Below are 25985 nucleotides of genomic sequence, written 5' to 3'. Positions count from 1 at the left end.
GCGTCGGTGGTCTCATCGCCTGACTGCTGTTGCTTCACCGCCACTTCGCGATGCAATCGAGTTGATGATCGAGCGGCCGGATCTGCCACGCCATGTCGCGCTAACGGCAGAGTCTCCGGGATGGCTGCTCGGTTTTGAGGTCGGCAGAGAGTCGCGAGTTGACCCAAGTCCTCATCGCGCTCACGGCCTTCATCGGTGAGCTTCTGGACGACACTACAACGGCGGAATCGGGCAGGTTAACCGACCCGGGCACGGGCTCCAGCGACTTTCGCAACCGCTCCGCGGGCCAATCCGTACTGTGCCGGGCTTGAGACCGTGACTGGCCGCACTGCTGCGACAGTTCTATACGCGGCGTGGTGTCGCTGCGGGAGTGTGAACTCCGGCCGCACGCCATGCGGCGGCTGGCAGGCGCATTCCGCTAGGGTGGAGTTACCGCTGTGCCCTGATTTCCGCGTGTCTTGTTGTCTCCTGCAGTGCGGATTCCGCCATGTCCAGCGCTTCAGGATGAAGGCGGTGAAGAGCAACGACGCATCCTATCCATGAACCATGAAGCAACGCATGGGCCAGAAGGCATTTGCCCGCGCCCTCGCTGCGAGACATGGCTGCGGTAGTGAAGGATTCGGTTATCAGGCTGGGGTTGGTGACCCGGCCAGCTGCCACGGCTGACCTGTCCAGATTCCCCGCCTCCGCCTCCGCGACCGCCAGGGCGGCCATGGCACGGTTCCGCATCGCGGTGCCTTCCACAGCCGCAGCCACCCGCTCGGCGTCGGCGATCCTGCCGGCTCCGGCGAGGCCGACTACCACCGCCCCTCGCGCCTGGTCTTGGAGCGTCTGAGGGCTCACGCCGGCGACGATCGACAGCGCACGACCCAGGTCACCCGTGCGTGCTGCTGCCTCAGCCAAGGCGCGCCGGGCACGATTTAATGGCCCACGCGCCTGGATGGTGCTACAGAGCGCCTCGACACGAGCCAGTTGCCCCTGAGACGCCGCAGCATTAGCCACCGCAGCGAGAACGGCTTCGTTGTTGCGGATGGTCTGCGCCATGGCGGTCGCCTCGTCGAGTTCGCCCCGGATGGCCACCGCCTCGGCAATCACGATCATCGCCCGCCGCCGCTGAGTCTCGTTGGGTATCTCCATCGCCATCTTTACTGCGAGATCTGTTGCCCCAGCGGAAGCGGCCTCCTGAATGAGAGCAAGGCGTACCCGCCGAAAGTCGGGCACGTTCAGGGCGGGGTCTGTCAGGAAGTCGGTGGGCCAGTGCATCACATGTGTGCCAGCCGCGTGGGCCACTGCGACGAAAGCTTTGCCCCGGTTGGCCGCCGACGTGATCGAGTTGGCGATCCTGGTCGCTGCGCGAAGATTTCCCCGCGCCGCCGAGATCAACGCCGCGCTAGCCTTCGTGCGATCTACCCGATCCGGGCCGAAGGCAAATCGAGATATTTTCTCGGATAGCTGCAGCCATTCGAGGGCAAGCGCCTCTTCCCCCATCGAGGCGGCGCTCCCAGCGAGCGCTACTAGGGACTCGCTCCGCAAGAACGACTCCTCCAGCGAGTCCGCGAACTTCCGCGCCCCTTCCAGACCACCGATCTCTACGCTGGCGTCAGTGATAGCAGCGACAAGGCGGAGCCGTGTTTGGGCGTCAGCACGGGATTTGAGAAGCAGGCCTACGGCCTCGTCAACGAGGATCCGTGCCCGGTTCGCAGAACCCAGCGCGAAAGCCGCACGCGCTGCAGAGACCATGGCCTCTGCTCTGGTGCTGGCCTTCTGCAGGCTGCGGGACCCCGTCTCCAACTCGTCGAGCAGCTTGTCAACTCGATCACGTTGTTGCTTCCGCATCAATGCCTTTAACAGAAGCATGCCGGCGCGGATCTTGGGCTCCCCTGCTGCCATCGATTCATGGGCAGCCAGAGCCCTGTCGAGGTAACCAGAGGCGTCGTCGGAACTATCCGCGTCGGCGGTCGCGATTAAGGCCGTTACCTTTTGGAATGGTGCCGTGACGAGGGGAATGAGCCGCTCGCAACGGGCGATGTCGGACGCCCGTGCAGCTTCCTGCACCACCATTCGGATTACACGACTGTGGCCGCTGGTGTCCGCAGCGTCCGACACAGCAAGCCTTTCAGCGTCGTCGAGCCGACCGGTGGTTGCGAGCGCGAACACCACCGCACTCCGAGTCCAGTTGCGCCGTTGAGCGTCGGGAAAGGAGGCGGACGCCGCCGAGGCCTCCTTGAGCAGTGCCTCAGCTCGATCCACCTGGCCGCGGTGGTGCAGCTCTCCGCTGAGTAGGGCGAGCGCGAAGCATGCGGTTTCCGGCTGGATCATCGATCGGATCAGACGCTCTGCCCTGGAGAAGTTCCCGATCTTCGCCCAGGCAAGCGGTAGCTTGATCGTCATTGCACTGTTTCGGTCGAGCAGGTGATCCCGATGCACGGCGAGCTTCGTGGCCTTGGGCAGGTTCTGTCCGTCGACGGTCGCGGCTCGCAACGCAGTGTTGATCTGGCTAAGCGCGTCGACGTCGCTGCCGGACCGGTCGAGCATGCGATTGTAACGGTTCGGATCCGTAACTAGGTTGGTTGCCGCTGCCAGGTCCCCTTCAGCTAACAGTAGGCTGTGGTAGCCGAAAAGAAGGTAGTCGGGAACGGGTTCCGGCCAGCCCTTGTTAGCTTGGTCGCCGGCCCATTCGGCAAGCCGATTCCGATAGGGCCGTAGACCCACGGCGCCCAGCGTCCGCCTTGCGGTCTCCTGTAGCTCCTCGTGGGCAAGGATGAATACATCAGGCGCAGGCATGCTCGGATAGTGGCTGTCTCGGCGCGAGAAGCTCCGCCCGCTGACAACGCTCAGCTGCCGTTCCACCTTCGCTTCCGGGAGCCCAGTCAACGACGATAGGTCACGCGCAGTCAGGCCTCCCCCGGCCGCGACGAGTGTCCCGAGGAGGTCCCTCTCCTCGGGCGAGCCGAGCAGGAGACTGTCCAGCTCGCGCTCCATGTCGCCGCGGACGATCTGCGCGGCTGGCGATGGCTCGAGCACCCGCACAGTCGCTGGATTGCGTAGCGGATGGCGCGCGCCGACATCCGCTGGGGTCGGCGGGTTCGGCCTCCGCGACACGATGGCTTTCATGGTGGCAGGCAGCCGTTCCGGCAACAATGCTGCGATGCTGTGTGCCTCGGCGCCGACGGTTACACCTCGATCTTCGTCGAGGCCGTCCACAACCAGCACCAGCGACTCGCCGCGTTCCTGACAGGCGTCGGCTGCGTCGTCGAGCAGACCCAAGAGATGCGCATCTTGGGTAGTGTCGTTGAGCAGCGGAGGTAGATCTTCGCCCAACAACGCCAGGAGCTGCTCCAAGACGTTCGCTACGAACGCGTTGCGGTTACTCTGCGCCGCATGACGAGCCGTTACAAAGAAGGAGACGATCCGGACCGACTCCGGCGGGTGCAGAACGAACCAGGACAGCAGGGCGGATTTCCCGGACCATGGTCCGGCCTCCCAGCACCAGTATTGACCCGCAGTGTCCGCACTGCGAGCGAACTCGGCCATCATCGCGATCTCTGCGTCCCGCCCGGTGAGTGCGTCGGGCACGAACCGCTGGACCTGATGCCGATAGCGGGTCTTGACCGATGCTCCGCTCCGGAGGTTGACATCGCCGATGTGTACACCCGAGTTCGCGTACCCGCGGTGCGCTGTCGCGGTGCCCGTGTCTGACAAGTCGATGGATGTAGCTGGCTTGGACATTTACAGACCCAAGTGTAGGCCGGTGTTGGAGTTTCCGTCCTTTGATTCGGCGTCGCCGCTGTTTCTGATCTTGACCGAGAGTGCCGCGGGGTCTGCCTTGCCTCTTACCCCTGTGTTGGCGTCGCCGGAGGAACTCGACGCATTCCCGCTGTTCTTAACGGTGTACTTGGAGGATGTCGCGGTGCCGCGAAGTGCCGCCCACACCGTGACACCAACGGCCGCGATGCCAGCCATAGCCGAGAGCGCAGAGGCGATCTTGCTCGCGTCATCCCATCGCGCCACGGAGAACCAGAACCCAAGGCCGGCGACCGCGAGGAGAGTGATCACCAAGATCCATCGACCCAGCTTCATCCAACAACGATGCCACAGTCCCGTGGGCTTGCGCGTCCGTCGGCGCGTCGACATGCAATTGATTGGCGTACCCGGTTGTAAGCGTCCCGTGCTCCGGGCAGCACAAAGACGTCCGGCGGGAAGTCGCCGCATCGAACGGAGCCAAGCAGCGCTGCGCGGCAACTCGGCCCGGATGGAGTGTGCGCTCGTCGCAGTCGGGACCGTTCGCGCCGCCGCTGCTGTCGACGGTGCGTGAGACCTTCAGCCAGCGATGACAGTCGCCCGGCGAGGGCTGCCATGAGGAGGTTGATCAACGCCTCATGAGTTCCGGTAAGGCCGTTGTCATCGTCGCCTCACTCGAGGGGAACAGTCGTCGGGGCGGGTCTCGGTCGTCCGCCAACATCAGGTAGCTGCGAAACCAACACCCTTGCCGCGGCACCCAACGACCTTGGCCCACCCATGGATGTCGGTCGTCGAGCACCCAACACACCTGTTCAATAGTCGGCCGTCGAAGCGGCTTGCCATGATCGTTACCTGTTGGGTCGGCAGGATATCGTGAACTCTCTTCTATAGAACCCCCATCACTGCACCACCTCGGGCCTTGGCTCGCCACGGCAGGAGCCGCACCCGCCCACCCGCCACTTTGGCCGGTCGGCCGCGACACATCCTCCCCGGCATCCACGCCCACCTGCACCACCCCGGCGCCACCGCGCCAGTCCTGCCATACAGGCAGCATCGTCTCGACGCACTCGCGCCATCACGCTCGGGATTCCCGCCCGCCAGAGCTTCTACCGGTGCCAGTTCCGTGATCCCGGCACCTCACCACATGCCCACCGACGCTGTCGCCGGCCCGCGCGCTCTCGCGCGATCGCACCGCGGCCGTGTCCCCGCACCCTGCTTGGAGAAGCCCATGCCCGCACGTCTTGCCGTGCACACCATCGTGGTCTGCCTGTCCACAGACGCGACACCCCAGTCCATGCCCGCTCTCGCGGCGACCCGCCTCGTTGCACAACAGCTCCGTCCCGCCGGCCCTGTTGGCCACTTCGCCGCCCGTCACCGACTGACTCGTCAACTGCTGCACCGCTACCAGGGCTACGCCGCCGGCGGCCCGGTCCGCCTTCTTGACCTGGCCGGCATGCGTGCCCGCGCCGCCACCAGTGCTGTCTGGCTGTGGCACCGATGGCGAGACGTCGTCGACGGCACACGCGACGCCCAACCGTTCTCGGTCTTCGTCGACCGTCACCGCGACGACCCGGCCCACTGGCCGCTCAGCCGCGCCCAACAGGCCTACCTCGCCCAACCTCGGGTGCTCGCGATGACCACCTACAACGCCGCCTACCGGCAGCAACCGATTCCCACCTCGGACATCGAGGCTCTCCAGGCCGGCCTCAACAGTTACCGCACCCTCGCGGCGCTCTCCGCCGTTCCCGGTGATGCCCTGGCCGCCGACGCCAACTGGCTCACGCCCAGATCGGGCCGGCTGACCGACCAGCTCGACTATCTGCACGCTGCCAACGACCACGTCGACCGGCTGCGCCCGAACGAGCAACTTGTCGCCATGGCCGCCTGGCCCCTCGCCTAGCAACCGTCCAGCCTGCGGCGCAACCTCCCGGGCCTGGCATACCAGCAGAACCAACGACAAGCCGCAATCGACTCCGACCGGTGCAGCGACGGGAGACCCCCGCCCTGCCAACTGGCTCGGCTGACTTGCCAACCGCCGTACCTCCCGGCCGGATCAGGCATTCGCCTGGCCGGCCGTTTTCGTGCCCAGGGGTCACCGACCCCACGACAGCAGAGGAGAATGAAGATGACCATCACCGCGATGTGGCCGCCACTCGACATCCGTAGGTCGGTGCCCGCTCCGGCACAACAGGCCACCTACCTGATGGTCGGTCCGTCCGGACGGCTGACCGTCCTGGAAGCCCCTGCCGATGGCGGCCGACCTATCGCCACCGGCGCCGCCTACCGAGTCCAGCTCGCTGAATACACCGTGATGTGGCTCGAGGACGACCAGCAGGGCAACGGCGTCCCCAACTGGACGGCAACCCAGATGGCCCTCGAGACCACCGGCCGTCCATACCTCGGCCCGTGGGACGCGCCCTACCTGTGCGGGCCGGTCATCTTCACCGGCGCCGGTCGTCACGAGGAACCGGTCGGGCTCACTGACCGGCAGTTCTCGCTGCTCGTGGACGCCCACGCCGCAACGGAGCTGTGGTGATGAGGTCGACGACGGCGCTGTTCGACGAGCTCACTGCGCGTCGGTCCAGCGATCTCTCACCAGGACCTGGCGTCAGGCTGGCTGCCGACAGCCGCCTCGGCACCCCGCTTGGACGGGGGAGAGCATGAGGCGAAGCACCGTTGCGGACGCTGTCCGAGCATTCCAACGACTGCGTAGCGTCAACGCCGGAAGTCTGGTCGGGGTCGCCCTGGCAGACCGGTACCGCACCTCACCACCACTCAAGGTCGACACACTGCCGCCAGCGCAGGCTGCGGTGCTGGGCGCCTCGATAGAAGCTCGGACCGCTGGGGTCATCGACGGGGAAACCCCCGCCTACCTGGTCTACTCCGGCGACCTTCCGGTGGCCTGGTGCACGGTCCGGGCCACCGTCGTCACCCCTGATCTCGTACTCGACGGAACGCCGGCACGGCACCAGCGGATGGCGGTGCAGGCGATGTCCAACCTTGCCCGATGGGTGCTGGTCGCGCTCGCCGATGACAGGGCGGAGAGCGAGGCCGCGGTTGTCCAGTCGGTGATGAGCCAGGAGGGGGCCGTACGTATCGCGCCTGCCGACGACTTGACCTCGTCCGCAGCCGTCCTCCTCGACGGCGACCTTGCCGCAGCCCAGGCGAGCATCGCGAAGGTGCTTCCGGTCAGGGCCGCAACGGAGGCGGTGGTCATCGACGCGCACGGCTTTGGCCGGTACGGCCGCGACTCACACCGACTGCCGCTGCCGGTGCTGTGCGCGATGCGTCGGATCGCCTCAACCCATCAGCTGCCATTGGCTGCGGTCGGCGACTGGCTCGCGGCGAGCGGCGGCGTCGACGCGGACATGCCCGCTGAGGAATTGCCGGCGATTTTCGCTGCCGACTTCGTCGGCCTCTTCCCGCACCGCTCGGACTACGCCGAGAAGCACCTGGTCGATCGCGGCTGGGCCACGGCGCTGGAGCGTGTCGGAATGCCTCGGCGCTACATCGATCTCGCAGCCCTGAAGCGGGACCTGTTCGACAACGACGTTCATGCCGTCGCTACCACCGTTGCGACCGGTGGCCAGGCTGTTGCTGTGTTCCGTCGTCCGGTCCTGGCCTGGCCTGAGACAGCGACCTCCACCTCCACTCCCGCCCGTACGCCAGCGCGGGCGTCGACGAAGGGAAGGCACCCATGACCGAAGCGTTCTCCGGGGACATCGGGCGGCTCAGCTGCACGGCTGCCCAGGCGTGGCGGGAGGCTACCGGCGAGTCGATGCCCGATGACCTGCTGACCGCCTTCCTCGCTGCGGCCAGCAGCCCTGCCAGCGACGGATCCGTCGCCGCTTGCGAGCACGACCACACCAACGGCGATGACCGCATCGTCTGTCACGGCCGGTTGATCGAGGATCTGCTTCAGGCCCGAGCGCGGGCCAGCCGCGCACGCCACGAGGCCGCCGAGCACCGCACCGGCCTGCGCCGGCTGCAACTCGGCGTACGTACAGCCGGGCTCGGCACTCTCGGCGAGAACCCCGACTTCGAGGAGAGCCTCAGCGAGGCGTTGGCCGACTGGGGCCTGCCGCCGATCCCCTCGGACCACGTGGTCACCCTTCGCGTGCCGATCACCTTCTGCATCTCTGCGGTCGACGACGACGAGGCTGTCCGTTTGGCCGTCAGCGAACTCAGCGAGGAGTTGCCCCGGCTGCCCCGCCGGCCACTCTTCAGCGCTGACGAGGTGGAGGTCGTCTCCGTCACCAACGAGTGACCGCGATCGCCGTCCCCGACCAACCGAACGATCCGTCGCCGTCCCACCAGGGGCGGCGTTCTTTGTCTCAGCCAGAGGAGGTAACACGATCGTGACCGACACCGTCGAGCTGCTCGACGCCCAGAACCCCGCAACCTCGGCTGCCGCAGATCCGGAGAGCGGACCGGCCGCCACCGACCTGATGATCCACACCGCCGTTGTTGAGGAGATGCTCGCTGCGGCCTGGCAAGCAACGAATGGATCTGGCGACACACCGGCGTGGCTGAGCAGGGTCGCGACCCTCCTTGCCGCCGGCTATGGGCCGATGCCCGCTACGCCCACCGACGAGACGGCCCACCACCTACTCACCGCGGCAGTCGCTACCGCCAGGACGACTGCCGAGGCCGCCGCGGCTGAGGCCATCGCCAGGCAACATGCTCGCGACGAGTTCAGCAATGACGTACGCCGCAGGGCGGCCCGTGCCGTCAACAACCGTGAGATCTGCCTGTCGGGCACGAACTACGCCCTGGAGCGGCTGGGGATCACCACCCTTCCCGTGGAATACAGCGTCGAGCTACTCGTCCCGGTCACCGTCCGGGTACGCGCAACCGACGAGGAAGACGCCTACGACCGCGCTGAGGACGAACTGCGCGCCAACCTGTGTGGCGGGGACCTGGACTTCGACGAGTACGACCTGCGCCGCGAAGGTGCTCAAGTCAGCGACGAGGACATCGACCTCGACGACCTCGACTGACAGCAGCGGCCGCCATCCGGTCACGAGACTGCCCAATGCTCTCGCACCTGCAGCAGCGGCCGCAGGTGCGGGCACGCCGCGCGGCACCCTGAGCGGCGGCTCTTCTGAGCTGGCCTTCCTCAGGCGAGGCCCACCAAGGGCCGGTACCCACCCCAAAGGCCCGGGGGCGGGCCTCGCCTACGACAGCGGCCCGCCCTCGGAGCTCCTCCGTGAAGGAGCCCATCCATGTCTAAACCCGATGCGCGATCCACCGACAGAGGTGATCTGCTCCGCACGACCGCCATGATCACCATCGTCGCGATCCTCGCGACCGCGCCAGTTGCCTTCCTGGCGGCTCACGGCCATCTCGCGGTGGCGGTGCTCATCGCCGTCATCGCCATGCAGAGCTGGATTCCGGTTGGCATCATCGCGACGACCCGGCTCTTCCGGCAACGAAGGAGACTCGCTGCGGCCCATGCCCGCGAGGAAGAACTGGACCGTCGAGTTGCCGCTGGTGCCGCTCTTGAGGAGCAGCTGCGGCGAGAACTCCTGGCGGCCCAAACAGACCCGCTCACTGGACTACCCAACCGGACTCTCGCTGAGCGGGCCATCGCCGCCGCCAGCGCGGTGGCTGCACCGCTGACCATCGCCTTCGCCGACGCTGACGGCCTTCACGCAGTCAACGCCAACGACGGACACGCCGCAGGCGACCAATACCTGAAGGCCATCGCCGTCCGCCTGCTCCACGCCGCCGCCTCCGTCAGCGCTCGGGCGCAGGTTGCTCGTACCGGAGGCGATGAATTCATGATCCTCGTGCCTCGCGCGGACACCACGGCCCTGCGCGACGCGATCCGCGTGGCCCTTGTTAGACCAGTGATCGTCGCAGGACGGCGGATGCAACTTCGGGTCAGCGTCGGCATCGCCCTTAGCGGCGGTGGTAACGCCCGGTACGCCTTAGCCCAGGCCGACGCTGCCATGTTCACCGCCAAGCGCGCGGGTGACCAGACGCTCATCTACGACGCCGACCGTGACGGCGTGCCGGAGCTCGACGGCACCCGACCTCGGGTGCGCCGCCGGGATGTCGAGCCCGACCGCGACACGACTGCCCGGGCGACCGACGGCACTGCCCCGACGACGAGGCTGGTCTGCTCACTGGACGAAGCGGCCACCATCGCGAACGCCCTCTGGCTCGCCCACGACCGGTGGGCGGCCGTACTTCAGGCCGAGCCGAACGATTCCGCGGCATCCACTGCACCGGTCGAGACGATTGACGGCACACCCACCGCCGAAGGACTCGACCGTACGGCTGCTTTCGCGGGAGCAGAGATGGCCAAGTACGCGGGACTGGCTCGGCGCATATCAGCGGCCATCGACGCCGCCAGCGAGCAATCGTGAACGGACAGAAGAGCCAGGCACTCCCGTGTCTTCGAGTGCCGAGGGAGCCAGCTCCGGAGCTAAATCGCCGTCCGCCCGTCAACGAACCGAACTACGGCCCGTCCCGCTGCGGACGCAGGTGTCCGTGACCCCGACCTTCCCAGTCGCGTTTCGTCCGCAAGCGCGGCCAGCTGAGAGGAATTTGTTGATGCCCAAGCAAGTCGCCCCCGAGCCCAAGAGCGGCTTCCTGCGGCGTTGTCTGCGCCGTGGATTGCATCCCGCGGTCCACGTCCTTGCCCTGGTCAGCCTCCACGTCGTTGCCCTGGTCGTCATCTCCGCGACCGGTCTCGGCTCGCTCGGGAGCCACTGACACCGACCCGTTCGCGCAGGGCGACCGTGCCACTCGCGCCGATAGCCGTACAGGGGCGTCGCCGCCGCACTCCCGCGACCGAGCGCCCTCGAAGGGCACCCGCTTCCGCAGGTTGAGCTCGCGCTGATTCGCCTGCCGCCTCTGACGATGCTGCGCACCTCGACCCAGACCTCCGCCGGCCGTACCCCGGCGATCCCGACATGACTGCGCCTGGGCGTGGCGAAGTGCCGCGCCCAGGCCCAACAACTTTCCCAAGGGACGCATTGCCTGGCGTCGCCAGCCCTGCATCCCCTGATTCGGAAGGAGACAGAAGCTGACATGAGCACCATCGACGACCCAAGAATCGCCCGCGCTGTCCTGGCCCGGCTGACCATTGTCGGTGACCGACTCGTCCACACGATGATTCACGATGAGGGCCCGGAAGCGGTCCTCCACCGGTTGATCGCCGGCCACCTCCCGCAGGCCGAGGCACGTTCCGCAGCTGCCGAACAGTTGGGTGCAGCCGGTCTGCGCCAGGTCGCCACCAGGATCGTTGTCGACACCGAACGGATCGGTGCGCGGATCGTCATCCCGCAGGACGCGGAGTGGCCCGCGGCGCTGGAGGACCTGAACCAGCACCGCGACGCCACCGACGACGATGTCCGGCTGCCCGCCCCACCGCCGTGCCTGTGGGTTCGCGGCGCACAGCCCCTCGTAGAAACGCTGCACCGGTCTGTTGCGGTAGTCGGAGCCCGCGCGGCCACCAGCTACGGGCAGCATGTCGCCGCGGAACTCGGCCACGGCCTCGCCGAGAACGGGTGGACCATCTTCAACACCGGTGGGTACGGCGTCGACGCCGCAGCGCTTCGCGGCGCACTGACGGCGGGACACCTCGCCGTCGCGATCAATCCCGCCGGACTCGACCGTCCCCACCCGCAGGGTAATTCAGCGCTGTTCGAGCGGGTCTTTCTCATCAGCGCCTGGCCGCCCGGCAGCGCACCGTACCGAAGCCGCATCGCCGTCAACGGGGCCTACCTGGCGGCGATGACCGGCGGATGCGTGCTCGTGGAGGCCGCGATCCGCAGCGGAGCCCGGGCCGTTCTGGCGCAGGCCGATGCCCTCGGTCGACCTGTGATGGCAGTGCCCGGTCCGGTGACCTCCGCCCTTTCCGTCGGCTGTCACGAGGCGCTGCGCGAGACGCCGCGGGTGCGTCTGGTCCGTGACGTCACCGACGTCGTCGGACACCTGGCCGAGCGACGCTCACCCGAGCGAACGATGACATGAACGCCTTCCCGGACTGGCTCGACCTGCTCGAGTTCGTCAGGGAAGCGGGCGAGATCAATGCCAGGAACGGCACCCCGCTGCCCACCGACGCGTGCCCGGACCTCAACACACGCCCGCGCGCTCGGGCGCGCTCCCGGCGAAGTCCTACGCGCCCGCCAACACCCTGACCGAACTCGACCAGGCCCCGCAATCACACACCAATCCGCCCGCTCTCGCGTGGTGGATCCGAATCGGAAGGAAACACGATGACCAGTCCCGACAACTCCATCCTGCCGGTGCGTTCGGCCGCAGAAATGCTCGCTGCCGTGCCGCACCTGGTCGGATTCCACCCGACGAACAGCATCGTCCTGATCGCGATCGCCGGGACGAAGGTCGCCCTTGTCACCCGGGGAGATCTGCCCGCCGGACTGGACGACATCGCGCAAGCGTTGCCGGCCCTCGACCAGGTCAATGCGACCCACGTGGTGGTCGCCGCCTACGGGCCAGAAGATCTCGCTACGCCGGCGGTCGACGCTGCCCGTGCGGTACTCACCGTCGCCGGCCTGCAGGTGTACGACGCACTACGCGTCACCGATGGCAGGTACTGGTCCTACCTGTGCGACAACCCGACGTGCTGCTCACCCGAGGGCACCCCCTACGACGCGGTCGCCAGCCCACTGTCGGTACGGGCCGTGGTATCCGGATCCAGCCCGTTCGTGGACCGCGCAAGCCTCGCGGCATCCATCGCATCCGCCGGCGGCGCAGTCCGTGCCGCCATGACCAAAGCAACTGACCGCGCCCGCCGACGGCTGGCGGACCTGCCGGCCGGTCTCAGCGCCGTCGAGGCCGAAGGACAGGCAGCGTTGACGGAGGCGGCCAACCGGTACCGGAGCGGCCAGCGGTGCACCGATGACGAGGTCGCCTGGCTCACCACGCTACTCAGCACCATCGCCGTTCGGGACCATGCCTGGCTGACCGCCAGCCGCGAGGAATGGCACCTCGAACTGTGGCGGGACCTCACCCGGCGGGCCGACCCGGACCTGGTCGCGGCGCCAGCCAGTCTGCTGGCCTTCACCGCCTGGCTGCAGGGGAATGGTGCGCTGGCCGACATCGCGGCGCATCGCGCGCTGACCGCGGATCCGAGCTACGGGATGGCACTGCTCGTCCTCGACGGTCTCCGCGCGGGCATCCCCCCGTCCGTCCTCGAGGACTGGCAGACCTGGGCTGACCAGCACACGGACCACCCATGATCCGCCGCGATCAGGAGGGGAGCAGCACCGTGATCAACCCACCGACTGACTCGGCCGCCGCCACCGTCATGCAGCAACACCGTTGGGGCGCCGAGGAGATCCTCGACCTGCTGTATGCCGGCTTCCAGCACTCCCGCACCGTCGCCCCCGACGTGGACGCAGTCCGCGCCGCCGCCGACCTCGTCGCCCAACAGATGGCCCTCGTCCGGCAAGCCGACACCGATCTGATCGCCGCGCTTCGCGGCGCACTAACGCTGGCTGATCACGAGATCCGCGACAGCAGCGCGGCCATCGAGGAACGCTACCGGCAGTTCGTCGACCTGGTGCGGCGCTGGATCATCTTCGCGGTCAACACCGGAGCACTTACCGTTCCGGACGCAAACGAAGCCCTGCGCTACCTGACCATGCCCCCGCCACTGCGGACCCACTTCGAAGCCACTGTTCACACCCCGCTCGCCATCGAGACCGACGCGGACAACAGCGACGAGGCCGTGGCCGCTGCAGAACGCCTCCTCCGCGTCGAACTTCGCTGCATACGGCACGCATCCGTCCACCCGACCAAACAGTGGCAGCTGCGGCTGCGCGCGCTCGACGACACGCCACCGACCAGCAACGTCAGCGGCGAGCGAGGTTCCCGCTATCGGATCGTCTTCGTGGTGCCACTCGTCATCGAAGTCAAGGCCCTCGACCCACGAGGCGCCATCTCCGTCGCGGTCGACGTCGTAGCGAACGACCTGGACCGCCTTGAGGTCGCACGCGCCCACACCGACAAGATCCGCGAGGTCGACGTGGTGCCCGTCCACCACCGCGAGTACGACTTCGGCACCGACTGACGACCGCGTTCTCCACACCCGCACCCCGGGTGACGCACCACCAGGTGCGCCCCTGGGCGCCGGATCACACCGATGTGCGGTGCCGGCGCCCTGGAGGCGCCGGCACCGCCCTTCTGGAAGGCGCAAACCTGATGCGATTGAACACCCGAACGCGTGGCCAGCTCGTCACCATCGCGCCCTGCCTGCTTACCTCCGCGACCCCGGATCGACACGCCACCGGCCCAGCCTCGGACCGCTGGGAGGACAGCGGCCCCACGGTGGATGTCGTCGCTCGGACGACCGCCCGGCAGGCGTATGTCACGACACCCGACACTGCACGCAGCCTCGCCCGACCGACCCGTGACATCGGGGTCGCGCCGTCGCGACGACGGGCGGGTCGCTGATGGACACCCGACTCGTCCTCGTGGGAATCGCCGTCGCCATCGCCGTCACGGCAATCGACGTAGTACTTCGGCGAACCGCCCGCCCGGTCGGACCGGGACGGTCCCTGACTGACCTCGTCATCACCACTGCAGCCACCCTGACCACCCTCGGACTGGCGGGTGTCGCCGGTGCGGTCAGCTACGACCACCTCCGCGAACTTGCCGAATCGCGCGGTGAGCAGGGCTGGAAGGCACACGCCTTCCCGCTGACAGTCGATGGCATCGAGGTCGTCGCCACCTTGGCGATCCTCGCCGATCGACGGGCCGGCCGCCCCTCGGGCGCGTTTCCGTGGATCGCCCTCGCTGCCGGCGGTGTCGTCAGCCTGGGCGCGAACATCCTTATCGCTGAGGACGACGTCATCGCCCGGATCATCGCCGGCTGGCCCGCGGTTGCGCTCATCGCCGCGATCAAAATGCTGTCGCGGATGCTCGAACACCCCGCCGACGACTCGATGCAGCGTGATCACACGACCGAGCCGCAGGCGAGCGGAACGCGACACTTCACCGAGCCTGATATCAGCAGTGGGGCGCTGGATCACGACGGCATCAGGCCGGACGATGGTTCGCGACACGATCCCGACGTGTCGCGGGATGAACCTGGCGTGTCGCGGCACGACGGCGGTGACCACGAGTCCGGCGAAGACTTCGAGCAGCCGTGGCCGGTCGACCTCATCCGCCGCATCCCCGTGAACGCCGACCGCTACCGTCGCTGGCAGGCCGTTTGGGCGGACATGAAAGACGGCGAGACCGACCTTCATGTTCTCGGGCAGAGACACAACTTCGATGTGCGCTCAGTCCAGGCGATACGACGCGCCGGCCAGGTCGGGATGCTCGACCACCCGATCCCGACCGCTCGCCGCTTGGCCGAGCTGGCCCCCCACAACGGGAGCCACGACAGCTCGCCCGAAGCGCCAGCGGCACCCTCGACCCCTGGGTCCTGAGTCTCAGAGAGCGCTGACGCCGCATGTCGGTTCCGGCCGGTACCCCTCTGCCCCGGATGTGGGTCGTCTGCCTCACTCCTATGGAGGGGCAGAGGGGGCCGGCACGAGGCCACACCTTGGACGACTCATTTCTCGAGGTCGAAGGGCGACCCGCCCGGTCCTCGCGCCCATTGACTCCAGCTGGAGCTTGATCCGTCGATTCAATCCTCGGCCTGCCCGCGGTTCGCGACCGGCCTGTCCTCTCGATTTGCACCTTCTGGTGCCGCAGATGCGGCCCTTTTTGCGTTGGTAGACCTGCTCGTCGGAGCGCCAGACCCCCTTCGACTCGCCGGACGCGCCGGGATCAGCTCCTTGGCGCCGCTGGGGAGTGCTCACCAGTGGAGGAAACATGACCATCAAGCCACGTCTCAGCACCACCAATGGACCTGATTGCTGGAGCCGGCGGTGAGTCGTCGATTGCTCGCCACTCTGCTCGCTGCCGTCGTCACGGTGGTATTCGTCTGCCTCGCGGGCACCGGCCTCCTGCTGGGAGGCTTTGCTGCCGGCTGCGGCTCTGGTGCGACACCCGGCCGATCGCTCGCCCCAGCGCCGCCGGGTGGGTGGCCCGCTGTCGGCCGGTGGGATCGCAATCAGGTAGCCAACGCTGCCATCATCGCCGCTACCGGAGCCAGGAAGGGCGTGCCCACTCGGGGGTGGGTGATCGCCGTCGCCACCGCGATGCAGGAATCGACGCTACGCAACCTTCCCCGCGGCGACCGGGATTCCGTCGGACTGTTCCAGCAACGACCCAGCCAAGGGTGGGGAACCGTCGCGCAACTCCTCGACCCGACCTACGCCGCCGATAGGTTCTACGCCAAGTTGTTGACGATCCCAGGCTGGCAGTCCATGCCGCTTAGCGAGGCAGCCCAACGTGTCCAAGTCAGCGCCCATCCCGACGCGTACGCGAAGTGGGAGCCGGAAGCCGCTCAGCTCGTCGGCACGATCACCAGCGGCGCGAGTTCACTGCCAACTGGCCGGCTGGCCAGCTGTGGCGGCCCCAGCGGGCCCTGGACACAGCCAGTCCTCGCGCCTGTCGGCTCGGGCTTCCGCACCGCAGGCCGGCCCGGTCACGACGGCGTAGACCTCGGCGCACCACGCGGCACCGTCATTCGAGCCGCATCCGCCGGCATCGTCAGCCGGGTTCGCTGCAACGCGATCGACAACCGCGACGGCAGCAACTGGGGCTGCGATCGTGACGGGGACCCGAATCTCACCAGCGGCTGCGGCTGGTACGTAGACATCGGTCACGACGGCGGGATCATCACCCGGTACTGCCATATGAACGAACCACCGCGGGTCGAGGTCGGCGACCAAGTCGTCGTCGGCCAGCCCATTGGGGTCGTCGGCTCGACCGGTCATTCGTCCGGGCCGCACCTCCACTTCGAGGTCCACGCCAACGGTGATGCCAGTGCGGATGCGGCCATGGACCCGGTTCCATTCATGATCAACCTTGGCGCACCGTTGGGGTAGCTGGCTACTATGGCGGTCCCCATCAATGGATCGGACCTCTCCTGGATGTGGCAACCGGGATGGCGCCTCGCCCGACTCGACGTGGAAACCTTCCGCCGCCCCCGACGAAGCGGGACTGTGGAGAGAGCGGTGTCGATCCTGACTAAGTAGCAGCACCGATGACGGATGTCGTGATCACCGAGGCCGATAGTGGCGGTGTGCTCGTAGATTCGCCTCATGGTCTTTGAGCCTGATGGCCGTCGTCGTTATGTGGTGATCGGGGCCGGAGCGGTCGGGGGAGTGGTGGCCGCCCACCTTGTGGAGACCGGCCACAATGTCGTGCTGGTGGCTCGCGGCGAGCACGCTCGCCGGATTCGTAGCCGAGGGCTTGTCGTCCGGCGGCCCGACGGCGTGCACACGGTTGGCATGACGGTGGCGGAGGCGGCAGGTGAGGTTGGACTGTCGCCGTCGGATGTGCTGTTCCTGACCGTCAAAACGCAGGACGTCGAGTCTGTCCTGGCGGAGTGGGCCTGGAAACCGGTCCACTCCGCCGGCGGGCCGGTCGGGGTCGGTGCCGATCTGCCCGTGGTGACGTTTCAGAACGGGCTCGCCGCCGAGGGCGCGGCGTTGCGGCGTTTCGACAACGTCTATGGCGCGACGATCGCGGTCGCGGCCAGCTTCATCACGCCCGGCGAGGTTGTTTCTCCGTCGCTTCCGCCGGTCGCCGGGGTCATCTGGCTCGGTCGCCATCCGGGCGGCCGTGACGACGTTCAGGACAGTATCGCGCGGGACCTCAAAAAGGCTGGGTTTGCGGCGTTTTCGGTGATGGACGAGAGGTGTCACAAAGCGGCAAAACTGCTGGGGAGCGTGGGCAATGCCCTCGACCTTCTCAGCGGCCCCAACGATCTTCGCGACCGGGCAAGAATTCTCTTGCGCGAGGAAGCGGTCGTTGCGCTTCAGGCCGCTGGAATTCCTCTGACGCCGCATCACGGTCTCGACTACCGCGGAGTCCGCTTGATCATCCTGCCGGTCGCCGGACACGTACCCGGCCGGTTCTCGACATGGCAGAGCTTTGCTCGTGGTGCCACCAGTGAGGTGGACTATCTCAACGGTGAGGTGGTTTTGCTCGGCAGGCTGGCCGGAGTGGCGGTGCCACTGAATCGTCGCGCACAGCGCCTGGCTGCGGACCCTCGTTTCGCCCCCTTCAGGTCGCTAGCGGTGCTTCTGGACGGCACTGATGGTCTTCCCGGGCACGCGTCGTGCAACGCTCGTTCATGATTGAAAGACGGTGCCGCCACCGACTAGTCTGACGACCAACGGCGCAAGTCCGGACTCGTTAGCGCCCACACCGGCGTTCCGATTAGCTGGTAACACGGAGGGTGGACCTGTGGTGGCCATCGGAAGCCATTACCGCGTCACTGGAACGACCGTCATCAACACCGCTGGCCGGACGTGCAATTTCGACTACGGTTTGGGACTGCTCGGAAATGGTGAGTATTGGAGCGCAATCCGTCCAGCGGGAACGCCGGTGGCGCTGCTGACCAGCCAGCCGTTGCTCGACCGTTTCCCGGAGGTGCGGCACGCGCTGGGCCAGCCACAGGTGGTCATCGTGCCGGACGGCGAGCCGGGTAAGTCGCTGAATGTCGTCACGAGCGTCTACGAACGACTGGCGGACACCCGGTTCCCGCGTACCGGCATCATTGTCGGTATGGGTGGCGGGGCCGTCACCGACCTCGCCGGCTTCGTGGCGGCGACCTGGAAGCGCGGCGCACGACTCGTCCTGGTCCCGACGACGTTGACCGGCCAGGTTGACGCGGCGATCGGCGGCAAGAATGGTGTCAACCTCACCGACGGTAAGAACCTCGTCGGAACCATTTTTCAACCCGAACGGGTCATCGCCGATCGTGCCGTGCTCGGGACCCTGCCGGACCGTGACTTCCGCGCCGGCTTGGCCGAGATCATCAAGTGCGGATTCGTCGGCGATCCGGTGATCCTCGATCTCGTCGACAGCCTGCCCGCCGGCGGTCCCGTCGGTGATGACCTGCTCCGTGAGCTGGTCGACCGCGGCGTGCGGGTCAAGGTGGGACTGGTTGAGCAGGACGAACAGGACCACGGTCCGCGCCGTTACCTCAACTACGGCCACACCCTCGGCCAGGCGGTGGAGGCAGCCACCGGCTACCGCGAGTACAACCACGGTGAGGCCGTCGGCATCGGCATGCTGTTCGCCGCTTCGGTGGCCGCCATCGTCCAGGGCGCGCGTGAACTGCCCGAACGGACTCGCCGCTACCTGACTCGGGTCGGCCTGCCGACCAGGCTCTCTGCCACGGTCGACTTCGAGCGGATCTGGACGCTGATGGGGCAGGACAAGAAGGCCGGCTCGGTGGGCCGTGAGTTCGTTCTCTGCCTCAGGCCCGGCGTCGTCCGGCTCACCTCGATGCCGGATCGCGCCGTCGCGCGCGAGGCGTTCCGGTTCGTCGCCGGTGGCGAGCGGGGGACCGGACGTGATTGACGGGTATGGCGTGACTGTTCTGGTCAGCTCACGAAACCGCCCAAGACTCCTGACCGATGCGGTCGCCTCGGTGCTGGAGGGATTGGTACGGCCCGATGAGATCATCGTGGTGGACCAAAGCGAGGAACCCAATCAGCAACTCGCCGGCCTGAGCCCGCCGGCCGGAGTCGCCTTCCGTTACCTGCACTCGGACACGGTGGGCATCAGTCGTAGCCGGAACGTCGCATTCGCGGCCGTGTCGCACCCGGTCGTCGTCGTGACCGACGACGACTGCCTGGTCGATCGCGCCTGGCTGCGGACGATAGTCCAGTCACTGATCAAGGCCGGTGATCGCGCAGTCATCACCGGGCGGGTTCTCGCCGGCCCGGCGGAGGAGGAAGGCGCCTTCGCACTTTCCCTGCACGCGGACGAGGTGCCGGCCGAGTACACCGGGCGGATCACGGTTGATCCGCTGGCCACCTTCAACATGGCCATGTGGGCGTCGACCTTCGCGGAGGTCGGCCCGTTCGACTCGCGGATCGGCCCGGGTACCAGGTTTCCCTCCTCCGAGGACAACGACTATGGCTACCGCCTTCTGCTGGCTGGCTACCGGGTCGTGTTCGAACCAGACGCGGTCGTCCACCACCGCTCCTGGCGGGCCGATCGCAACTACGTCTCGGTCCGCTATTCGTACGGTCGGGGCCAGGGCGGCTATTACGGCAAACACCTGGCGTCGCGCGACTGGTACATGATCGTCAAGGCTTGGTACGCGTTGCGGCGGCGCGGGCGCCGTATGCGGCAGGGAGACCTCCGCGGAGTGCTCGGCGAGTTTGCATGGATCGGCGGCTGGGCTGTCGGGATCTGTGACTGGCTGCTGCGGCCGTCGCGCCTGGACGAACGGCACGCGCGGTCGAAGGACGGATCACGAGGATGGTGAGCGCCGGCGCCACCGGTGGGTGGCTGGGCAAGAAAGTGTTTGTCACGGGACACAGCGGCTTCGTCGGTTCCTGGTTCTGCACGATGATGAGGCTTTCCGGCGCCGAGGTGATCGGATACTCGCTGTCCGACACGGCCGTCACGAACGAGCGTGCGGCCTGGCTCAAGGATCTCGGGGTCGACGCCGTCGACGGGGATGTCCGTGACTTCGAGGGACTGCAAAGGGCGATCGCTGCGGCGGCCGCGGATGCCGTCGTCCACCTGGCGGCCCAGCCTCTTCTCGGAACGGGTTACGCAGAACCTCATCTGACGTTCGACGTCAACATCAGCGGGTCCCTCAACGTCCTGGAGGCGGTGCGGCAGACATCGACGCCAGCGCTGGTGCACGTGACATCTGATAAATGCTATGCACCGGCCGCGCTGCGATCCGGAGTTCTCACGGAGGACGACGAACTTGCCGGCACCGGGCCGTATCCGGCCTCCAAGACCATCGCGGAGATTCTCTTCCGGGAGTTTTGCGGCCTTCCCGGCGATGACAAGCCATGGGCGGCCTCGATCCGGCTGGGGAACGTGATCGGGGGCGGCGACGAGGCGGACCGGCTGGTCCCCAATTGCGTCCGGTCGTTTCGCGACGGGCGGCCGTTCGCCCCACGCGACCGTTCGGCGGTCCGACCGTTCCAGCACGTTCTGGACGTTGCGCACGGATTGGTTCTGCTGACGTCGGCTCTGCTGGAACGCCGGACCCCGAGCGGTGTGGTGTTGAACTTCGGACCGCCGTGGATGGATGTGACTGTTGCCGACATGTTGGAGGCCCTCGCCAGGGCATGGGGACCGGAGGCCCGGCTCGGCGGTGAGCCGGAGGCGACGGCGTTCCCGGAGGACCGGCTGCTGCGGCTGGACGGGTCCCGTGCTGCCACGCTACTGAACTGGCGTCACCGACTCGATTTGGGGACGATGGCAGCGCTGACCGTCGAGTGGACGAGTCTGGTCGATCGAGGCGGGTCTGCGTCCGCCGCTACCGTCGGCCAGGCCGAGTCCTACATTGACGGGCACTGAGGCGATGCCGCCCGGGACGGTTGTCTTCCAGTCGATGCCCGAGGCTCGCCAGCCCTGGGTCGACAAGTGCATGACCACGGTGGCCGACTGGGCACGGCACCACGGTGCCGACTACCGGACGGTCGGCGATGCCGGCTTCTTCGCCAAGATCCCCGTGTGGGTCCTGGAAAGATGCGATACGTGGATCAACCCGGCGACCGATCTCGCGCGGTTGCTGACCGCCCGCCGCCTGCTGGCCACTTACTCGTACGCGGTGTGGGTGGATGCCGATGTCGTGGTGTGGGGTGGCGACTTCCTCCCGCTGCCGAGGCCCCTGGACGCCGCGTTTGCTCGGGAGCGATGGATGGAGCATTGGCCGGACGGCCGCCTGCGGTTTCTGGACAACGTCTCCAACTTCGTCTGCGCGTTCGCGGCGGGTGGCTCCTTCCTCGACCGGCACATCGCGGACGTGCTGGCCGCGATTCGCTCGGCGACCGGTCCGCTGAAGATGGGGGTCGCCGGGACGAGCTTGCTGACTCGTGGCTATCCGCGGGAGACGTTCGAACTTCTCGACGGGATCGGCAACTTCAGCCCGGCGCTGGAACGGGCACTCGCGACCGGCGCGGCCGACGACGTGTGGGCGTACGAAGCGGGCCTGACTCGTCCGCTGGTCGCGGCCAATCTCTGCCTGTCCCACGAAGACCGGCCGTTCCAGGGTGTTGCGGCCGATGCCGCGACGATCCCGCGACTGGTCGACACGCTCGCCGCTCGCCGCGGCCCGTTGTGGCCTAGCGAGCTGATCGGAAGGAAATCACATGTACGTCCGGCATGATCTGTCGGCGTCGATCAAGCACTTCGAGCGGGCGAGCAGGCACCTGGCCCGCGGCGTCTCCTCGGGGATCCGCGCCCAGCAGCTTCCCGTTCCGGTGACGTTCAACCGTGGTTCAGGTTCGGCACTGTGGGACGTCGACGGAAACCGCTACGTCGACTACACCCTCGCCTACGGCCCGTTGATCCTCGGGCACAGCCCGGACGCGCTTATCGCCGCCGTCAGCGAACAGCTGCGCCGGGGCAGCACCTTCGGGGCGAACCATCCGCTGGAGACGGAACTTGCTGAGGCCATCTGCCGAACGGTGCCCAGCGCGGCGATGTGCGTCTTCAGCAGTACCGGAACCGAAGCGGTGCAGGTTGCCCTGCGGATCGCGCGGGCGGCGACCGGCCGGCGGAAGGTGGTGAAGTTCCTCGGCCACTACCACGGTTGGATCGACAACGTGAACCTCGCGAGCTACGGGGAAACCGGGCCTGCGCCCGGTTCCGGCGGACAGGACACGGCGGCTATGTCGTCGACGGTGGTGTGCGACTGGAACGACATCGGCGACCTGCGGTCGGTGCTGGACGGCGACGTTGCGGCGGTCCTGATGGAGCCGATCAACGTGGACGGCGGTTGCCTGCACGCGACGAACGAGTACCTGCGGGCCGGGGCGGATCTGGTCCGCCGCAACGGATCGGTGCTAATTTTCGATGAGGTCATCACGGGCTATCGGGTCAGCCTCGGCGGCGCACAGGAGAAGCTGGGCGTGCAGCCCGATCTGACGGTGCTGGGCAAGGCGCTTGGCGGTGGCTTCCCGATCAGCGCGGTTGCCGGTCGCGCCGACATCATGGCCGTAGTCGCCGACGGCCGGGTCGCGCACGCCGGTACCTATAACGGCAGTGCAATCGCGGTGGCGGCGGCCCTCGCCGTGGTTACCGAGTTGGAGCGCACTGCCCCGGAGGTTTATCACCGCCTAGGTACGCTGATCGGTCGCCTGGCCGGCATCCTCGAGGAGACGACCAAGGGCACCGGGGTGCCGCTGGTCGTCCGCCATGACACCGGTGTCGGGCACGCGTTCGCGGGGGTGGTCGCCGTCGAGCGGTACGCGGACACGCTCGAGGCGGACACCGAGTTGTACCGCCGGTTCACGGCGGATCTGCTGGCGCACGGGATACACCTGATGCCCAAGGGCATCCTCTACGTCTCGACCGCACACACCGATGTCGATCTGGACTTCACCGCCGATGCGATCGAGGCCGCCGTACGCCGGTACCGCTAGGCGGCGCGGAGAACGACGGGAAGCAGACGGGCGACGATTGGCCCGGGATCGACATGCGTCAGCAGCGTGTGGTTGAGCAACATGATCGCCCTCGCGGCCATGAGCAAATCGAGGTCGTCTCCCGGTGCCACCGGCCAGGGCCGAATTGAGCGGTATCCGGATTCAAACGCCTTTCGCAGCGCGGGGTAGTCCGGCCGCTCCATACCGTAGTACAGGGTAATCGCCACGTCGTGGATTGGCTGTCCGACCATGACGTCCTCGAAGTCGAGCAGTCGCAGCCGTCCCTGGTCGTCTACCAGCACGTTCCACATCTCGATGTTGCCGTGCAGGAAGACAGGCCCCGGTAACGCGGCAATCCGCGCCAGCTCCCCGTCCGCGCGCTGGGCCGTCCGCCGGACCACGGCCGCGTCGGCGGCGGAGATTACTGTGGCGAATCGCGGGTCGTCTACCACGAGTTCGGTGCCCTCGTAGTACATCGTGCGGTCCCAGCGCAGCGGGTTCAGGTGTGGTGGCGGGCTCCACGTCACGGCGAACTCGTGCAGCTCCGCTGACAACCGGCCGAGTTTCCGGTAGTTGCCGGGCGTCAGATGGGCGGCCAGCGGCTCCCCCTCGGCCCAGTAGAACAGAGAACACTCGATCTCGGCGGTACCGGTATCGGTACCGATGCCGATCCGGATGGTGTTCCGGTCGGAGTAGGGCTCGATGGTTCGGATCCCGGTGCCCCGGCGGACGGCCCTGAGCCAGGCCATCTCGGTTGCCACGCTGACCGCCGGCCCGGTACGCAGCCGAAGAGCCAGTGGCCGGCCACTGGGTCGGAGCACCCGGGCGGTGACGTTGGAGTGCAGCACCATGTCCGGAAGGCTGAAGGACGCTATTCCGAACCGGCCCAGCGCCTCGCCGGCAATCTCCGTGAATCGCTCCATCTCCGCCGCGGACAGCTCCCGGAAGCCGATCCGCTGCGGCGGGACGTAGACGTCATCGCTCATGCGACACCTCGTGCGGCCGGGCGAAGTGCCACTTTCGGACTACTCAGGTCGCCTCGCCACAGCGAGTCGAAGACCGCCGGACCGTCCTCGAGAGGATGCTCAGTGACCCAGCCGGGCGGCACGCCGGCGGCGAGGGCGAGGGCTTCGGTGAACTCACCGGCGGTGTAGCCGTAGGAACCGCGGACGGTCTTCTCCGTCCGTACCAGGTCGAGGCTGTCGAAGCCGGGGGCCGGGCTATGCAGACCCAGCCAGACAGCCGTGCCGCCGTGTGCGAGGGCCGCCACCGAGGCCTGACGGGTCTCGCAGCTGCCGACACAGTCGACGACGACGTCGTAGCCACTGCCCGGCTGATCCCGGACGCTCGCTCCGATGGCGGCGGCGGCCTGCTGGCGCTCGGCGACCGGTTCGACGACGTCTATCGCCGCCACGCGCCGTGAGGACGCGGCGAGGGCGACCGAGAGCCCGATCGGCCCGGCGCCGAGGATTGCGACCCGGGCGGCCGGACCGGCACCGGACATGTTCCAGGCGTGCAGCCCGTTGGCGATCGGCTCCACCATGACCGCCTGCCGGTCCGAGACGTCATCCGGCACGCCGAGGAGCTGACCTCGCGGTACGGCGACGTAGGGTGCGAAGCCGCCCGGCCGGTGAATGCCGAGGACCTCCCTCGACGTGCAGATGTTCGTGCGCCCGCACCGACACGACCCGCAGCCTCCGCACGTCAGGAGTGGGTTGACCGCGACCCGGGAGCCGTTCGGCAGGCGCCCGACGATCTCGTGTCCCATGACGACCGGCGGCCGCCGGTACGTCAGGGCCTTGGAATCCTCGACCTCGCTACCGCAGATGCCGGTGAGGCTGACCTCAATGATTTCCTCGCCCGGCCCCGGACGAGGAGCGTCGGCCTGCCCGCCCTCGATGCGGCTGGCACCGATCAGCAACAGGGCGAACATCGCATCCCGCCCCCTCATGCTCATTCGACGAGGTTGATCGCAGGATTCACCCGGCCCTCGTCACCCTGATCAAGACTGTCAATTCTATGCAGGTGATCATCATCGAGGTCCCAGCCGAAGATGTCGAGATTCTCCGCCAGTCGCTGGGTTGTCGCGGTCTTCGGTACGACCGAGTTGTGCCGCGCGAGATGCCAGCGGAGAACTACCTGTGCGGGCGTCCGCCGGACCTCCCCGGCTACCGCGCGGACCACCGGATGATCGAGCAGCCGACTCCGGTTCCCCAAGGGCTCCCAGGCCTGACTGTGGATCTCGCGGACGCGATTGTGCTGGCGCATGGCGTTGTTCTGCACGGCCGGGTTGCACTGGATCTGGTTGACGGCAGGCACCACCCCTGTTTCGGCCACCAGCCGTTCGATGTGCACCGGCTCGAAGTTGGAGACCCCGATCGCCCTGGTCAGGCCACGGTCCCGCAGAGCAATCAGCTCCTCCCAGGTGGCAACGTACAGGTCACGCATGGGCAACGGCCAATGAATGAGGAGCAGATCCACGTAATCGAGGCGCAATCGTCGCAGCGAATGACCCAGGGCCCGCACCGTACGCTCGCGGCCCTGGTCGTATCCCCGGATCTTGGTCGTGACGAAGAATGAGTTCCGCAGCAGGCCAGACGCTTCGAGGGCCGCGCCTACGGCCGACTCGTTGCGGTAGTACGACGCCGTGTCCACGAGTCGATAGCCGATGCCCAGCGCTCGATCGAGGATCGAGACGAGAGGGGCCCCGTCGAGCCGCCAGGTACCCACTCCGACCATGGGCATGCGGACCCCGTCGGCGATGTCGAGCTGCTCCGCGGGTGCCATGATCAAGAC

At 67.4% G+C, this 25985-nt stretch carries 23 protein-coding genes; 18 read left to right on the top strand and 5 right to left on the bottom strand.

All coding sequences use genetic code 11. The annotated features are described in order from the left end of the window. Positions 1 to 429: 429 nt before the first annotated feature. Both AB0J36_RS01195 and AB0J36_RS01190 read right to left on the bottom strand, forming a co-directional pair. Entirely contained in the window at positions 430 to 3729 is a 3300-nt protein-coding gene (locus tag AB0J36_RS01195) for a hypothetical protein (protein WP_363659912.1), read from the bottom strand. Further along, entirely contained in the window at positions 3730 to 4080 is a 351-nt protein-coding gene (locus AB0J36_RS01190; RefSeq protein ID WP_363659911.1) for a hypothetical protein, read from the bottom strand. A gap of 889 nt (positions 4081 to 4969) precedes the next feature. Here AB0J36_RS01190 and AB0J36_RS01185 point away from each other — a divergent pair. From AB0J36_RS01185 to AB0J36_RS01100, 18 genes are all read left to right on the top strand, one after another. Continuing rightward, a complete protein-coding gene (locus AB0J36_RS01185; RefSeq protein WP_363659910.1) occupies positions 4970 to 5641 on the top strand; it encodes a hypothetical protein in 672 nt (223 codons plus the stop codon). Positions 5642 to 5866: 225 nt separating this feature from the next. Continuing rightward, positions 5867 to 6277, top strand: a complete 411-nt coding sequence (locus AB0J36_RS01180; RefSeq protein ID WP_363659909.1) for a hypothetical protein — start codon at positions 5867 to 5869, stop codon at positions 6275 to 6277. A 274-nt stretch (positions 6278 to 6551) separates the two neighbouring features. Further along, the gene (locus AB0J36_RS01175) at positions 6552 to 7442 is read left to right on the top strand and encodes a hypothetical protein (protein ID WP_363659908.1); all 891 of its coding nucleotides are present in this window, start codon (positions 6552 to 6554) and stop codon (positions 7440 to 7442) included. Then, positions 7439 to 8008, top strand: coding sequence for a hypothetical protein (locus AB0J36_RS01170; protein ID WP_363659907.1), 570 nt, complete (start codon positions 7439 to 7441; stop codon positions 8006 to 8008). Before AB0J36_RS01175 ends, AB0J36_RS01170 begins: the two co-directional genes overlap by 4 nt. A gap of 91 nt (positions 8009 to 8099) precedes the next feature. Then, entirely contained in the window at positions 8100 to 8741 is a 642-nt protein-coding gene (locus tag AB0J36_RS01165; protein ID WP_363659906.1) for a hypothetical protein, read from the top strand. A 225-nt stretch (positions 8742 to 8966) separates the two neighbouring features. Further along, a complete protein-coding gene (locus AB0J36_RS01160) occupies positions 8967 to 10115 on the top strand; it encodes a GGDEF domain-containing protein (RefSeq protein ID WP_363659905.1) in 1149 nt (382 codons plus the stop codon). A gap of 187 nt (positions 10116 to 10302) precedes the next feature. After that, complete coding sequence (locus tag AB0J36_RS01155) at positions 10303 to 10464, top strand: hypothetical protein (RefSeq protein ID WP_363659904.1); 162 nt, start codon at positions 10303 to 10305, stop codon at positions 10462 to 10464. Positions 10465 to 10680: 216 nt separating this feature from the next. Continuing rightward, a complete protein-coding gene (locus AB0J36_RS01150) occupies positions 10681 to 11727 on the top strand; it encodes a DNA-processing protein DprA (protein ID WP_363659903.1) in 1047 nt (348 codons plus the stop codon). A gap of 245 nt (positions 11728 to 11972) precedes the next feature. After that, the gene (locus tag AB0J36_RS01145) at positions 11973 to 12956 is read left to right on the top strand and encodes a DUF4192 domain-containing protein (protein WP_363659902.1); all 984 of its coding nucleotides are present in this window, start codon (positions 11973 to 11975) and stop codon (positions 12954 to 12956) included. Positions 12957 to 12985: 29 nt separating this feature from the next. After that, positions 12986 to 13789, top strand: coding sequence for a hypothetical protein (locus tag AB0J36_RS01140; protein WP_363659901.1), 804 nt, complete (start codon positions 12986 to 12988; stop codon positions 13787 to 13789). 382 nt (positions 13790 to 14171) lie between these two features. After that, entirely contained in the window at positions 14172 to 15152 is a 981-nt protein-coding gene (locus tag AB0J36_RS01135; protein ID WP_363659900.1) for a DUF2637 domain-containing protein, read from the top strand. 444 nt (positions 15153 to 15596) lie between these two features. Beyond that, entirely contained in the window at positions 15597 to 16661 is a 1065-nt protein-coding gene (locus AB0J36_RS01130; protein ID WP_363659899.1) for a M23 family metallopeptidase, read from the top strand. 216 nt (positions 16662 to 16877) lie between these two features. Next, positions 16878 to 17918, top strand: coding sequence for a 2-dehydropantoate 2-reductase N-terminal domain-containing protein (locus tag AB0J36_RS01125; RefSeq protein ID WP_363659898.1), 1041 nt, complete (start codon positions 16878 to 16880; stop codon positions 17916 to 17918). A 109-nt stretch (positions 17919 to 18027) separates the two neighbouring features. Beyond that, positions 18028 to 19149, top strand: coding sequence for a 3-dehydroquinate synthase family protein (locus AB0J36_RS01120; protein WP_363659897.1), 1122 nt, complete (start codon positions 18028 to 18030; stop codon positions 19147 to 19149). A 10-nt stretch (positions 19150 to 19159) separates the two neighbouring features. Further along, the gene (locus AB0J36_RS01115; protein WP_363659896.1) at positions 19160 to 20065 is read left to right on the top strand and encodes a glycosyltransferase; all 906 of its coding nucleotides are present in this window, start codon (positions 19160 to 19162) and stop codon (positions 20063 to 20065) included. Further along, complete coding sequence (locus AB0J36_RS01110) at positions 20059 to 21120, top strand: NAD-dependent epimerase/dehydratase family protein (protein WP_363659895.1); 1062 nt, start codon at positions 20059 to 20061, stop codon at positions 21118 to 21120. The genes AB0J36_RS01115 and AB0J36_RS01110 overlap by 7 nt, the downstream gene beginning before the upstream one ends. After that, positions 21107 to 21931 (top strand): hypothetical protein, encoded by an 825-nt coding sequence (locus AB0J36_RS01105; protein WP_363659894.1) that lies wholly within the window; start codon positions 21107 to 21109, stop codon positions 21929 to 21931. Before AB0J36_RS01110 ends, AB0J36_RS01105 begins: the two co-directional genes overlap by 14 nt. Beyond that, positions 21915 to 23189, top strand: coding sequence for an aspartate aminotransferase family protein (locus AB0J36_RS01100; RefSeq protein WP_363659893.1), 1275 nt, complete (start codon positions 21915 to 21917; stop codon positions 23187 to 23189). The genes AB0J36_RS01105 and AB0J36_RS01100 overlap by 17 nt, the downstream gene beginning before the upstream one ends. On the opposite strand, the gene AB0J36_RS01095 is transcribed toward AB0J36_RS01100, so the two are convergent. The 3 genes from AB0J36_RS01095 to AB0J36_RS01085 are packed head-to-tail and all read right to left on the bottom strand — an operon-like array spanning position 23186 to position 25976. Then, positions 23186 to 24175, bottom strand: a complete 990-nt coding sequence (locus AB0J36_RS01095) for a phosphotransferase (protein WP_363659892.1) — start codon at positions 24173 to 24175, stop codon at positions 23186 to 23188. The two genes, AB0J36_RS01100 and AB0J36_RS01095, sit on opposite strands and share 4 nt — an antisense overlap. Continuing rightward, positions 24172 to 25146 carry an alcohol dehydrogenase catalytic domain-containing protein gene (locus AB0J36_RS01090; RefSeq protein ID WP_363659891.1) on the bottom strand — a complete coding sequence of 325 codons (975 nt, stop codon included), beginning with the start codon at positions 25144 to 25146 and terminating at the stop codon, positions 24172 to 24174. Before AB0J36_RS01090 ends, AB0J36_RS01095 begins: the two co-directional genes overlap by 4 nt. Continuing rightward, a complete protein-coding gene (locus AB0J36_RS01085; RefSeq protein ID WP_363659890.1) occupies positions 25143 to 25976 on the bottom strand; it encodes an aldo/keto reductase in 834 nt (277 codons plus the stop codon). The genes AB0J36_RS01090 and AB0J36_RS01085 overlap by 4 nt, the downstream gene beginning before the upstream one ends. Positions 25977 to 25985 lie beyond the last annotated feature (9 nt).

The organism is Micromonospora sp. NPDC049662, assembly GCF_040675055.1.
Classification (GTDB): Bacteria; Actinomycetota; Actinomycetes; order Mycobacteriales; family Micromonosporaceae; genus Micromonospora.
Note: the sequence above shows the minus strand (reverse complement) of the source record. Positions and strands in the feature narration are given on the sequence as shown.